Below are 14,355 nucleotides of genomic sequence, written 5' to 3'. Positions count from 1 at the left end.
ACAAACAATTATATCGCTTTAATGTGACATAAGGCACATAAGTTAACGTTAACAACTTGAATTATGTGCTCTAGATCTACCTTTATCTTTTATTGCCATTACTGACAGTAAAACGCACGAAAAGGCATCATATAATCCCTTTTCTTTAATCTCCTTTGTTAAAATAACAGTGTCCTCCATAATTCGCTTAAAACTATCTAAGACAATACTATGGATATACTTGGTTTTATTATTACGTTACTGCCGATAATTATCTCACCGGGTGCAAGTTTTACAATTGCTTTAGATAACACCTTAACCTATGGCATAAAAGGGTTATTGATCACGATTATAGGCACCGCATTAGGCATTATTACTCACGGGCTTTTGGTCGGATTAGGAATAACAAAATTATTAGTTTCGTCCCCTTCTACTTTTATGGTATTAACTATTCTTGGTAACTTGTATTTAATTTATCTTGGAATTTCTTTGATACGTTCTGGATTAAAAGCCTCCAAAAACACCACAATTATTCATCAAAAAGTCTCTATCAAAACAGCTTATATTGCTAATGTGCTTAATCCTAAAGCAATTATGTTATATCTTGTGGTTGTTTCTAGTTATGCTGGTGCGACGCCAACACTAGGTAATTATCTTGCTTTATCTTCTATTCATATTTTCATGATGAGTATCTGGCTAATTGCTTGCTGTAGTTTTATTTTATTGTCATCACAAAAAATCAATATTGTTACTATGAAAAAAGTAATCAATATTAGCGGGGGTACGCTCCTACTTATTCTCACAGCAACACCTTATATTAAACACTACATAAGCACGCTTTGATCTGACATTTCACGTTTACCGCATTATGGTTTACCATGGTCTTAATTAAACCCAATACAACTCATTGAGTAATGATTTAAAAAAAATCATCAATAACTTTACGGTAGGAAACCTTGTCTAATTCAGCGAAAACGCCCACATTTTACGTTCATGACTACGAAACCTTTGGCACGCACCCAGCACTTGATCGCCCTGCGCAATTTGCGGGTGTAAGAACCGATATGGATTTCAATATTATTGAAGATCCTCTCGTTATTTATTGCAAGCCTAATGATGATTATCTGCCTCACCCAGAAGCAGTGATGATCACAGGAATAACGCCACAAGTTGCGGCAAAAAATGGGGTGATTGAAGCCGAATTTACTCGTCAAATTCATCAAGCTTTTAGCCAACCTAATAGTTGTATTATGGGCTATAACAACCTTCGATTTGATGATGAAGTCACACGAAATATCCTTTATCGTAATTTTTATGATCCTTATGCTTATAGTTGGCAAAAAGGAAATTCACGTTGGGATTTACTTGATGTTTTACGTGCCTGTTATGCACTGCGCCCTGAAGGTATTGTTTGGCCTGAAAATGAAGACGGTTTTCCAAGCTTCCGTTTGGAGTTATTAACCAAAGCAAATGGTATTTCTCATGAGAATGCGCATGATGCGATGTCTGATGTTTATGCCACCATTGCGATGGCAAAAAAATTAAAACAAGCTCAACCGCGCATGTTTGATTATTTCTTTAATTTACGCGATAAACGCAAAGTACAGGCGCTAATTGATATTCCAGCAATGACACCGATTGTGCATGTTTCAGGTATGTTTGGTGCCGCACGTTCTAATTTAAGCCTTGTTGCACCATTAGCGTGGCATCCTGATAATCGCAATGCAGTTATTGTTTGCGACTTAGCCGCAGATATATCGCCTTTATTAACACTCGATTCAGACCAATTGCGTGAACGTTTATATACACCACGTAGTGAATTATCAGTCGATGAGCCACCAGTTCCAATTAAATTACTGCATATTAATAAATGCCCCATTGTGGCACCGCAAAATACATTAAGACAGCAAGATGCAGATAGAATTGGTTTAGATGTTGATACTTGTTTAAAAAACCAAGCACTATTGTTTTCTCATCCTGAAATACGCAATAAAGTCGTGGAAATATTTGCACAACAAACACCTTTTGTTGTCTCTGATAATGTTGATTCACAAATTTATAATGGTTTTTTCAGTGAAAATGATCGTAGTGCGATGGAGATTATTCGCTCAACGCAACCACAGAATTTACCCGCTTTAGACTTAACATTTGAAGATGCGAGAATGGAACCTCTGTTTTTCCGTTATCGTGCAAGAAATTATCCTTCAACGCTTAATTATGACGAACAACAACGTTGGTTGGCGCATAGAAAAGAGATGTTAACGCCAGAAAAACTAACCGAATATATTAATACTATTCAGTTATTAGCTGAAGAACATGCCGATAACGAGGAAAAATTAAAACAGCTACAAGAGCTTTATTTATATGCTCAAGAGATTGCGAGCTAATTGATAAAATAAAAGGCAGGTTTTATCCTGCCTTTATTCTTTAATTTAATAAACACAATCTACAACAATTATTTTTTATTCTCTGTATTAGCATCATTATGAGCATGTCCACAGCCACACTCTTCTCCCCAATATTTTAGTTTTGAGGTTTTACCAATACCTGGGTTCATGCTATTGGTTGGATCGTTATGCTTATAGAATGCTTTTAATTGAGGTTTAGCATAATACATATGACCCACGTTATGCTCTGCGGGATATTCAGCTCCACGCTGATCTAATAGCGCCAGCATTTCTGCTTTTAATGCTTTAGCATCAACACCTTTTTTAATAATATAATCTTGATGCATAACGTGACACATAAAATGCCCACAATAGAGTTTATAAAGTAATTTACTCTCTATTTCAGGTGGTAGCTTTTCAAACCAATCTTTGTCATTACGGCGCAATGCAATATCTAATGGCAACACATCTTCTACATCATTAACATGAACGGCATGATAACGCACAGCAGCACCTGCGGCAGCAAAACGATGCAAAAAGGCTTTATTTCCCTCTTCTTCAGTACATTCAAAATAATCGCCTGATGCTAGCTTAAAGTATTCTTTTAAATAAGTTGCGGCTTCTTCAATTCCATCATCTGCCATTCTTAACATAAGATGATGTTCATATTTGTCACGAAAATCAGTCATACGCTCTGGTAAATGAGCTGGCCATAGTTTGCTCATAAACTGCATGGTTCTGTCCACCATGTTTTTAGGTAAGAAAGGCACTTTATTTAATACCGCATCTACTCGCCCTTTTACGGCAAATAATATTGGCATTTTATCTGTACCTAATTTATCAATCACCAAAAATGTGTCTTTTCCATACACTTCAGCCATTTTATAATAGCTTCTATGCATATATTCCCCAGCAACAGGCAACTTTTTAAAATGGCTTAAAATATGACGACGAATATCTTCAAGTTCGTCCGGATTATTAGTACCAATATAAAAAACCTGAGTGCGATGATCTGCTGGGAAAGTATCTAATCTCACAGCAAATACCGATAATTTTCCTGCACTCCCTGCTGCTTCATATAAACGCCGTTCATCATTGTTAAAACGAGAAGGTGTATTAGCATCGACATCACGTATACGCTCATGATATTCATGATCAGAGGCTAGTTTTTCTGTCGTTTGTATCTGTTTTTCGTGATAATGACGATTATCTAAATTAGTTAATATTTCTTCTGGTGTTTCACCTAAATCAATACCTAAATGGTTAACTAATTCAGCTTCACCTTTTTCATTAACGCGAGCATAAAGCGATAATTCGGTATAAGCAGGCCCGCGGCGAACTAAAGCACCGCCCGAGTTATTACAAATTCCCCCTATCACCGACGCACCAATACAAGAAGATCCAATAACAGAATGAGGTTCTCGCCCTAATGGCTTTAATACTTTTTCTAAATGCCATAACGTACTACCAGGAAAAGCAATAACTTGATTATGCTCTGAAAGAACCTGTATTTTATCTTGGCGTAATGTACTAATAATCACGATATCTCTATCATAATCATCACCATTAGGCGTTGAGCCCTCTGTTAATCCAGTATTCGCCGCTTGCATAATAATAATTTTATCGGCTTCGACACAGGTTTTAAAAACTCGCCACTGTTCTAATAGATTAGCGGGAAATACAACAGCCAACGCCTTACCTTGCCCTGAACGAAAACCTTTGCGATAACGTTCTGTTTTATGTGCTTGTGTTAATACTTGTTTTTTACCAACGATACCTTCAAGTTTGCGAATAAAATGTTGATTTACAGAACTATTACTCTCATTCATTTTCCCTATCCTATTCCTGTCTTGTCTGATTAATCTTTTATTTGCCCATTTTTATTATTACTCATAAGGCTATGTGCAAAATATAAACTTATCATTTATATAACTGCTTTTATACTGCTATCCGCATTTCTTAAAAAATAACATTTATTGATTTATAATCACTTTTATTATTTATAAGATAATTGCGATATTTATTTCTTAAATAGAATATAAATAAGTATTATTTTAATATTTTATTCTATTGTTAGCTTTTCTCTTGCTAACTGATCCCATGCTTGGCAACTTCGGCTTTTATAGCCATTTTTATTATTTGCTAGTGCTATTTGATATGACAATGTAGGTTCCACTACAGGAAGAACAACCAAATCATCAATAGGATTTTTATTACACATACTCTTGGGTAAAAGTGTTACTCCTACACCAGCTTTCACCATGGCAATAATTAAATCTAAATGATTACTACGTCCCGCAATAATAGGCACTGTATTGTAAATACCACAAGCACTATAAATTAAATCATTAATACGAAAATCTTCAGAAAAGAAGATAAAAGGTTCATTAATCAACTCTTTGAAATGAATTTCCTTTTTTATAGCTAAAGAATGAGATGGTGACATTAATAGCATTAAGTGATCTTCTGAAAAAGGTGTTAATTCAAAAATATCTTCATTAAAAGGCAATACGACGGCAGCAGTTTCAACTCTGCCTTCTCTCATGGCATCAGCCATTTGCTTAGTACCCAATTCAAATATTTTTAGTTCAACCAGAGGATGGCGAGAGCTAAATTCCATAATAATATCAGCAAAATACGTCGAAGCTATTACAGGAGGTAATCCAACATTTAATGTCCCTGTTAATGGCCCAGACTTGTCCTGTAATGCTTTATTTATATTATTAAATTGTGCAAGTATTTGTTTTGCATGTTCAAACAATATTGCACCATCATCTGTTAATCTAACGCCATCAATTTCTCTCACTAATAAAGTAACACCCAATTCATCTTCTAATTTTTTAATACTACGACTAATTGCAGGTTGAGTGATAAATAGCGCATCAGCGGCTCGGCTAAAACCATTTAATTGAACAACCTCAACAAAATAGCGCAATGTGCGAATATCCATTAGCAATGCTTACCTTATTACATTTAGTTATACCCTCAATGATAATAAACCATTTCATATCAGATAATATCCACGATAAAACATTAAGCATAATGTAAAAGCATTCCTCTACTTTCACAGACTATTATTCGGTTTTTTTGGAGATGATATGAGTAAGACTGTCGTTGAGTATATGTTAACCCGCTTATATGACTTAGGAATAAGTGATGTTTTTGGTGTTGCGGGTGATTATGCGTTTCCCATAGAAGATACTATTTGTAATAGCAATCATATGCGCTGGATTGGTAACTGCAATGAATTAAATGCAGCTTACGCTGCTGATGGTTATGCCCGAATTAAAGGTATGGCAGCATTATCGACAACATTTGGTGTTGGTGAGTTAAGTGCAATTAATGCTATTGCTGGATCTTATGCAGAAAACCTACCTATTTTCCATTTAGTTGGTATGCCAGCAAGTGGTGTACAAAAAAGTAAGCGCCTTGTTCATCACACATTAGGTAATGGTGATTTTGATATTTTTTATCAATTAGGCCAACGCCTTGCTTGTGCTCACGCAATATTAACACCTGAAAATTGCATTACAGAAATGGAACGTTTAATTGCTACTGCATTAAAAGAACGTCGCCCAGTTTATATTGGCCTACCTTCTGATAATGCCACTATGCAAGTGATAGAACATTCACCTGTTACCTCCCCGAAAAAACCAGTGAGTGATAAAGAAATACTAGAAAAAGTGGTATCACTCATTATTGAAAAGCTTATACACAGCAATAATATCTGCGTATTACCAGGTATTTTATCCGCACGTTTAGGGTTATCAGATAATGTCCAAGCTTTTATCGATAAAACGGGCTTACCTTATGCCACTATGTTTATGGATAAAAGTATTTTGAGTGAATCTCATCCCCAATATGTTGGTATGTATGATGGCAAATTAATGACACCTGAAGTCAGAGAATTTGTAGAAAATAGTGAGTACGTATTAGGAATTGGTGCAATGATGACCGACTTCAATACAGGAAGTTTCACTGCCAATATTAAACCAAAACAATTTATCAACATCATGCCCGAATATGTTGAGATTGATTCCATTATCTACACATCGATTTATATGGAGGACGTACTCTCTGCACTGACTCAACGATTACCGAAAAGAAGTTATCATCAGATAAAAGCCAAAGGATTAGGCGAAGCTGTGTTATCTGATAATGGTAAAATTACTGCTCAATATCTATATCCTCATTTAGAAAAATTCTTTAAACCTAATGATATTATTATTGCAGAGACAGGGACATCATCAATGGGATTAGGTTTTGCCCTATTACCAGCAGGTGCACAATTCCATAACCAAACATTATGGGGTTCTATTGGTTGGGCTACACCAGCATCATTTGGTGCTGCACTTGCAGCGCCTAACAAACGAGTTATTTTAATTACAGGTGAAGGCTCACATCAATTAACCGTACAAGAGATTAGTCAATTTGTTCGCTTCGGATTAAAACCGATCATCCTTGTTTTAAATAATGATGGTTATTTAATTGAACGATTATTATGTGATTACCCTGAAGCTTATTATAACGATCTCGCTCAATGGAATTATCATCAATTACCTAGAGCTTTTGGCGCAAGAGATTGGCATTGTGAGAAAGTCACAACGATAGATGAATTAAATAAAGCGCTTAAAGTGGCAGAATCAACAGAAAATGCCTCTTATATAGAAATAGTAACCGAACGATATGAAGCTTCTGAATTAGCACAAAAATTAAAAGAGTCTAAAGATTCGCTTTATTCATTTTAAGTTATAAGTACGATTTAAATAACAAAACCTAGCTTATGCTGACTTAGCTTAGGCTAGGTTTTTATCAATATAACCATTTGATATAAAATGTATTAATTTAATAAATTTCTCAAGAGAAAGAGTGCGATTTTCATAATCACCAAGAAAAAAACAGCTTCATTAAATTCTGTTAGATCAATCATATCTTAATATTTTATTTATAACGATACGATTATTTATTTTTTAATGTAATTCTTATTATCAGAAAATGTGTCCCCCCTATTTATCATTTATTGTTCAATTTCCTATTTGATACAGCTAATTTAATACTGATAATTTATTGTAGGCAAAAAAAAATGGCTTCATTACTGAAGCCATTTCTACACTGATTTTTATGACAATTTTTATAGTATTACTTTTCTGGCATTTGTGGCATTGGTCGACGGAATCGACGAGTGATCCACACCATATAAAGAATACCAATTGCGCCCCAAACAAGTCCTAACTCCATAGAACCTGGTTCAAGGTTTATCCACAAGACTCCCATTGTCGCAGCACCAATGATAGGCAATATCAGGTAATTAATGTGATCCATTAATCCTTTATTACGACGCTCACGAATATAGAACTGTGAAATAACAGACAGATTCACGAAAGTAAACGCAACTAACGCACCAAAGTTAATTAATGCAGTTGCAGTCACTAAATCAAAGAACACGGCACCTAATGCTAAGAAACCAACTAATAGCACGTTAAATGCAGGTGTACGCCATTTTGGATGTACATAACCAAATGTCTTCTCAGGGAATACGCCATCACGTCCCATTACATAAAGTAAACGTGCAACACCTGCGTGAGCCGCCATACCTGATGCTAATACCGTCACACAAGAGAACACTAAAATAATAGACTGGAATAAAGCACCCGCAACATACAGCATTATTTCAGGTTGTGACTCTTCTGGATTTTTGAATCGTGAAATATCTGGGAAATACAATTGTAAAAAATAAGAAACCGCAATAAAGATGAGTCCACCAATCAGCGCCGTTAAGAAAATCGCTTTAGGGATAACTTTACCTGCATTTGGTGTCTCTTCTGATAATGTACTGATACCGTCGAAACCTAAGAATGAGAAGCAGAGTATTGTCGCTCCGGTTATCATTGGTATGACTTCAGCATCAACAGACGCAAACGGTCTAAAGGTCCATAACTCCCCTGCACCTTCTCCGTTATAAACACCGTGGATAAGCAGCCCAACAAAGACAACCATGACTGCAACCTGAACAATAACGATCGCTGTATTTAAGTTAGCAACAACGTTAATACCACGTAGGTTAAAGAACGTCATTAAAGCCACTAAAGCAAATACAAAGATCCACGGTTCAACGCCTGGGAATATTGCTTGTAAATAGATTTTCGCCAATAGAATATTGATCATTGGCATAAATAAATAGTCAAGTAAAGATGACCAACCCACCATAAAGCCAACATAAGGGCTCATGGATTTTTGAGCATAAGTATACGCAGAGCCTGCTGAAGGAAAACGCTTAACTAATTTTCCATAACTGACCGCTGTAAATAAAATTGCAATCAACGCAATCGCATACGAGGTTGCTACGTGACCATTCGTAATGCCAGAAACGATACCAAATGTATCGAAAATAGTCATAGGCTGTAAAAAAGCAAGCCCCATCATGACTACCTGCATTAGAGTCAAGGTTTTACGTAATTGTACTCGATTGTTAGCACCAGTTTGGTTAGTGCCGATAGAGGAGATGACGTTATCTGACATTAGCGAACCCTCCCATAACTTCGGTTTGAGTATTAGATAAACTCAACCGACAGTTACTGGGAAGACTTCGCATCTGCCTATAAACAGAATAGAATGAAGTTTTTAAGGATGTGTATGTGTTTAGGAGACGCCGTGCTCCGTAGTCATCATTGCCCGCAGTGCCGTTAGGCCCGACTGCGAAAGAGAATAATTGTACCATATTAGCATTCCTCTATCATGACAACCCTTTCTCTAAGGGGCTGGCTGCTAATCAAATTATGTTATCTATTCAGACTCAAATGAATCTGACCTCTTGGTGTAGTAATAAGTAAAAATGCAAAAAAAAACCGATGCACTTTAAACGCATCAGTCATATTTTTAGTGGGCGCATTTTGCACGTCTCAGACTTAAATAGCAATACATTTTCATCAAAAAGCCCCCTTTTTTTACGATCTTTTCAATTCGCAAACTAAGTCAACATATAACGCCACATTTTATTAACAATAATTGTGTTTTTATCACAACTCTTAAGTTTTAAATATTTCAAATAGTCATTACTGCAACGAAAGGAAATAAAACACAATACATTGATAAATAAGAATTAAACTTTAGATTAAAATTAATATCATTACCAAACCATCAAAATAAAGCATTTAAAATACATTAATAAGATTAATGCTAAGATTTTGTTAACTCATGCTTCTTTTATCCCCAAAAATAGACTTTTAATAAAAAGTGCCTATTTTTTAATAACCTGTTTTATATAAATAAAAAGTAAGAGAATAATTTGAGAAAAAAATGACTGGTAATAAGTAGAAATAACACTCTGATAGTCAGAATAAAACGATAGATAAGATGATTTATTGAGCTAAATATAGACCTCAATATTTAAATTTTCCAGTATTTATTTTAACCAAAAGAATGATAAAAAAAGACTCCACAAGTGGAGTCTTAATGACACAAACTGAGGGTGAAAAATTAGAAGTTATAGTTCAAACCAATGTTGTAACGACGACCTTCTAATGTGGTATTAAAGTTTTCATAATTAATGCGACGATCAAACACGTTATAAACACCACCAATCACATTAAGTTGTTTGGTTAAGCTGTAACTTGTACCAATATCAACAAACGCATAAGAAGGCGTACCCGTTGCCATACTCGTGCGTGATAAATAATCTGATGTTTTACCTCGGAAATTAATACGTGCCCATGTTTCCATTTCTGGCGTGGTTTCCCAGTTTAAGGTCGCATTTGCCATATGACGAGGCTGTTTATTAAGTGGTTTACCACTAAATGCACCACTCTTCTGCTCTGAATCAGTGAAGGTGTAGTTAGCTGCTAAGTTCCACGCAGGTGAAATCGTCCAGTTACCTGTAACTTCAATACCACGCATATTCGCTTTATCTACGTTTTCACGCGTACTGATAAAGTCATATTGGTGACCGTATCCTTGCTCTTTAGTACATGTAGGTAACACGCCTTTATCATCACAAATACGACGTTCAGTAATTTTATCTTTGAAATCAGTATTATAAATAGTAACACTTGCGGTTAAGTTATCACGATTATCCCAAATAATACCAATCTCTTCGGTTACTGACTTTTCAGGTTTCAGATCTGGATTACCATAAATGACGGCATTACCACCTGAACCCCCTGTTGCCTGTCCCCATGTTTTAGTGGCTTGACGTAGATCTGGTGAACGATAGCCAGTAGAAACGCCCCCTTTTAAGGTCCACTCATCAGCCATATGCCAAACACCATAAACACGAGGTGTCCAATGTGTACCGTAGTTTTCGTCTTTATCCATACGTAAACCACCGGTTAAAGCGAAATCATTTGTTAGTGCCCATTCGTCTTCAGCAAATAGCGCCCAACTATAACGATCTAATTTATTACCGTTGTCTAAACGGTTGTTGTTATCTTTTAATTCTTCAAAACGGTACTGAGCACCAACACTTAACGTATGCGCATCTAACATAAATACTGTTTGATTACGAACTGTTGTATCGTTGTATTCCATTTTACGACTTGGGTTATTATTTTCATCACGCTGAACATAAGTATTCATCGTACCAAAGTCATAAACACCATCATGAGTCAGGGCATATTGCGTTAGCTCATATTTACTGAAATCACTGCTCTTAGATTTACGAGAACGTTCAGAGGCTGAATATTCCCAACGTGCATCTCGGTGCTGGCTGTCTTTTTTAAATTCAAAATCAATCGTATTTTTATCATCTGGTGTCCAGCTTAATGTCCCACCACCGCTTGCGGTAATCTGACGATTATAACCATTCGCAAATTTATCTTCGCTACGATGCGAATATTGTCCTTGAACTTTTAAACTTAGCAAATTATCAACTAATGGGCCCGCTGCGTAGAAACTACCTTGTTCTGTATTACCTGAATTTTGGCGTTCCGTTAATGTACTGTCTGCTCGTAAGCTAACATTCCACTCTTTTTGTGCTTTACGGGTAATAATATTGATAACCCCACCCATTGCATCTGAACCATATAAAGAAGACATTGGGCCACGCACAACTTCAATACGTTCAATAGCAGGTAAAGGCGGTAACCAACCTTGTTCAATACCAGAGTTATCACTATTAGGACGCGTTTCACGCGACGCAACACGCTTACCATCAACTAAGATCATGGTATATTTTGCATCCATACCACGAATACTGATATCAGAACTACTTCCACCGCCTGTTACTAATACGCCGGGAACATCTTTTAATGCGTCAGTCACATCACGGTAAGATTTGGTTTCTAATTGTTCACGAGTGACAACAGAAACCGATGCAGGTGCATCTTCAACGGTTTGCTTAAACCCAGAAGCGGTTGTTACAAGCAATTTTTCTACATTTTCTGCTGAAGCAGTCATTACAAAACTTGATGCAATAGCAGCAACAACGCTAAGCGCGATTTTATTTTTATTTAACACTACCATTCCCGATTCTCCAAGAATATATATTCTTTAAGTTTTATATAGATGGATATGTCGACAGTTGCTCAGAAATTAGGGTAATAAATAAACTTAATTACCCTTAGTTATTTTAATATTATTTTTATATCCCTATTTACTGCGTTCCTATATTTACTTCTTTTCTCTTTCTTTTTTACTTCTCTATATTTTATCCACTAAACCATCAATAATGATTTGAGGTATTCCTTGTGAACAATATTCCAATCGACCTTGAACACCATAAACATCGGCAAGGCTTTGTGCCGTGATAACCTTATCTGGCGTGCCTTGTGCAATTAACTGTCCTTGTTTCAACATTAATACATGTTCGCCATGTCGTAAGGCGATATTAATATCGTGGACAACGACGACAGTAATAATATTTCTACGGTGTGTTTCTTTAGCAACTAAATCCATTACATGATATTGGTAATTAAGATCTAGTGCGCTTAATGGCTCGTCCAATAATAATAAAGAGGGTTGTCTAATTAATGATTGAGCAAGCCCCACTAATTGTTTTTGACCACCCGATAATTCATCTAAATAACGTAATGCTAAATGCTCAATACCTAATTGGCGTAATAAGTGCATTACCTGAGCTTCACTATGTTCATTATGTAATCCACCTGAAGCACGTTGCGCCACAATAATGGACTCTAAAACATGTAAATGAACACCAGCAGGTAATGTTTGTGGCAAATAGACTACATTTTGAGCACGTTGTGCAAAATTCATCGATGCTAGATCGTTGCCATCTAAACTGACAACACCTGATGATTTATTTAATCCAGCTAACGCTCTTAATAATGTTGATTTTCCGCTACCGTTCGGCCCCAATAATACGGTGACCTTTCCTTTTGGCAAAGGCTCAACATCCAGTGCCTTAATGATAAGATGTTTAGCATACCCAGCACTAAAATCTTGGATCTTTAATCCTTCCATCATTAGATATTCCCCCTATGACGTAAAATCATACTGAGGAAAAATGGCACGCCCACCAGCGATGTCACAATACCAACAGGAATAATGACACCCGGTATTAAATTTTTAGAAGCAATAGATGCCAATGATAAAACTAAAGCACCAATTAATGCGCTTGCTGGCAGATAGAATCGATGGTCTTCACCAAACATCATGCGAGCAATATGAGGGGCAACTAAACCAATAAAAGCAATTGGTCCAACAAAAGCGACTGCGAGCGCGGTTAAAATACTGATGCGCAGTAATGAGCCTAATCTTAAACGCTTTACATCAATACCAAAGCTAATCGCTCTATCTTCACCTAATCGCAATGCAGTTAACTTCCATGAACTCATCCATGAAATCGACATAATGACAGCAAAAGCACCCGCCATAACACCGAGTTTTACCCATGTTGCACGCGTTAAACTTCCCATAGTCCAGAAAACCAAACCTTGGAGAGTGTCTTCTGTTGCAATAAATTGCATCATTGAGACTAGTGCATTAAAGGTAAACACCATAGCAATACCAAAAAGCACTACTCCAGATGTAGGAACTCGAGTCCAACGAGTTATTCCGTCTAATAATAAAGCTGATAATAATGCAAAGAGAAACGCATTCGCCGAAATAAACCATTGGTCAGGAATACCCGGAATACCAATACCTAAAACAATCGCTAATGCAGCACCAAATGAAGCCGCATTTGATAAACCTAATGTGAATGGACTTGCTAACGGGTTATTTAGAATAGTTTGCATTTCTGCACCCGCTAATCCTAGTGACATCCCTACCACAACCGCCATTAGGGCATAAGGTAAGCGGATATCCCATACAATCACTCGAGAACCTGCATCAACAAGCTCAGGTTGAAAAAGGGTTGTTAATAATTTATCAAGCGATAAACCAGAAGGTCCCATGGTGAAATCTAACACCACTGAACCACAAATAATCAAAACGATAACTCCCAACCATAACATGCGTTTATTCATCATTTTTCGATAATGGACTTTCACATTATCTGATGGATCTCTTTCATGCTCTTGTGTGGCGAGCCTCTCTGATATAATGCTCATATCAATTGTTGTACCTAGTTTTTTTTCTACGTTTTTCTGCTTCTGCCAACACATTCAATAGGCAAAAACATACCGTACAACTCATCAACTGTTTCTTATGTACCAAAAGCCAGTTATTAATTTGAGACAATTCATTCAACAAAGAAGTGAGTCGCAAAATTATTATACGGTGAAACATATCCGCTGTGTAACTTATTATATGACGATAAATTGTTGGTTGGCTGTATTGAACACTAGAATGGCTAATTATTATCAGACTCATTACATTAAGCATATTATTTACAACCAATAGCACCATCATTTTATTTTTCAGTAAATAAATTATGCGCCAACAATAAAGCAAATAATAATTATTATCAATGCGATTACTAATATAATTAGGATTTTTGTATATTTTTTATAATTGACTGGTTAAAAAAATAAAAAAACGCCCGTTTTATAGTGATTTCGATCACAAAACGGGCGTTTTAATAACTTAATTTAGA

General features: G+C 36.1%; 10 protein-coding genes. 3 read left to right on the top strand and 7 right to left on the bottom strand.

The genetic code is table 11. From position 1 onward, the window contains the following. Positions 1–210: 210 nt before the first annotated feature. Together JEP71_RS15425 and sbcB are read left to right on the top strand one after the other, a co-directional pair. Positions 211–822 carry a LysE family translocator gene (locus tag JEP71_RS15425; protein ID WP_198626531.1) on the top strand — a complete coding sequence of 204 codons (612 nt, stop codon included), beginning with the start codon at positions 211–213 and terminating at the stop codon, positions 820–822. Between the two features lie 113 nt (positions 823–935). Next, positions 936–2,366, top strand: a complete 1,431-nt coding sequence (sbcB, locus tag JEP71_RS15420) for an exodeoxyribonuclease I (protein ID WP_109372871.1) — start codon at positions 936–938, stop codon at positions 2,364–2,366. Positions 2,367–2,434: 68 nt separating this feature from the next. Here sbcB and dld read toward each other — a convergent pair whose 3' ends face one another. Both dld and JEP71_RS15410 read right to left on the bottom strand, forming a co-directional pair. After that, positions 2,435–4,195, bottom strand: coding sequence for a D-lactate dehydrogenase (gene dld, locus JEP71_RS15415; RefSeq protein WP_198620653.1), 1,761 nt, complete (start codon positions 4,193–4,195; stop codon positions 2,435–2,437). A 233-nt stretch (positions 4,196–4,428) separates the two neighbouring features. After that, positions 4,429–5,316 (bottom strand): LysR family transcriptional regulator, encoded by an 888-nt coding sequence (locus JEP71_RS15410; RefSeq protein ID WP_198626530.1) that lies wholly within the window; start codon positions 5,314–5,316, stop codon positions 4,429–4,431. Positions 5,317–5,464: 148 nt separating this feature from the next. Here JEP71_RS15410 and JEP71_RS15405 point away from each other — a divergent pair, with 148 nt between their 5' ends. Further along, complete coding sequence (locus JEP71_RS15405) at positions 5,465–7,114, top strand: alpha-keto acid decarboxylase family protein (RefSeq protein WP_198626529.1); 1,650 nt, start codon at positions 5,465–5,467, stop codon at positions 7,112–7,114. 391 nt (positions 7,115–7,505) lie between these two features. On the opposite strand, the gene JEP71_RS15400 is transcribed toward JEP71_RS15405, so the two are convergent. The 5 genes from JEP71_RS15400 to JEP71_RS15385 all read right to left on the bottom strand — a co-directional run bounded on the left by JEP71_RS15400 (position 7,506) and on the right by JEP71_RS15385 (position 13,789). Next, a complete protein-coding gene (locus JEP71_RS15400; RefSeq protein ID WP_198620656.1) occupies positions 7,506–8,885 on the bottom strand; it encodes an APC family permease in 1,380 nt (459 codons plus the stop codon). Beyond that, entirely contained in the window at positions 8,875–9,084 is a 210-nt protein-coding gene (locus tag JEP71_RS17790; protein ID WP_100157911.1) for a hypothetical protein, read from the bottom strand. Before JEP71_RS17790 ends, JEP71_RS15400 begins: the two co-directional genes overlap by 11 nt. Before the next feature lie 758 nt (positions 9,085–9,842). After that, complete coding sequence (locus JEP71_RS15395) at positions 9,843–11,822, bottom strand: ligand-gated channel protein (RefSeq protein ID WP_198620657.1); 1,980 nt, start codon at positions 11,820–11,822, stop codon at positions 9,843–9,845. Positions 11,823–11,999: 177 nt separating this feature from the next. Beyond that, complete coding sequence (locus JEP71_RS15390; protein WP_198626528.1) at positions 12,000–12,782, bottom strand: ABC transporter ATP-binding protein; 783 nt, start codon at positions 12,780–12,782, stop codon at positions 12,000–12,002. Beyond that, positions 12,782–13,789: a FecCD family ABC transporter permease gene (locus JEP71_RS15385; RefSeq protein WP_442958817.1), complete on the bottom strand. Its 1,008-nt coding sequence runs from the start codon at positions 13,787–13,789 to the stop codon at positions 12,782–12,784. The genes JEP71_RS15390 and JEP71_RS15385 overlap by 1 nt, the downstream gene beginning before the upstream one ends. Positions 13,790–14,355 lie beyond the last annotated feature (566 nt).

The organism is Proteus sp. PR00224 (genome assembly GCF_016238105.1).
Classification (GTDB): Bacteria; Pseudomonadota; Gammaproteobacteria; order Enterobacterales; family Enterobacteriaceae; genus Proteus.
The sequence above is the reverse complement of the archived record's forward strand: the minus strand, read 5'-3'. Positions and strand labels throughout refer to the sequence as shown.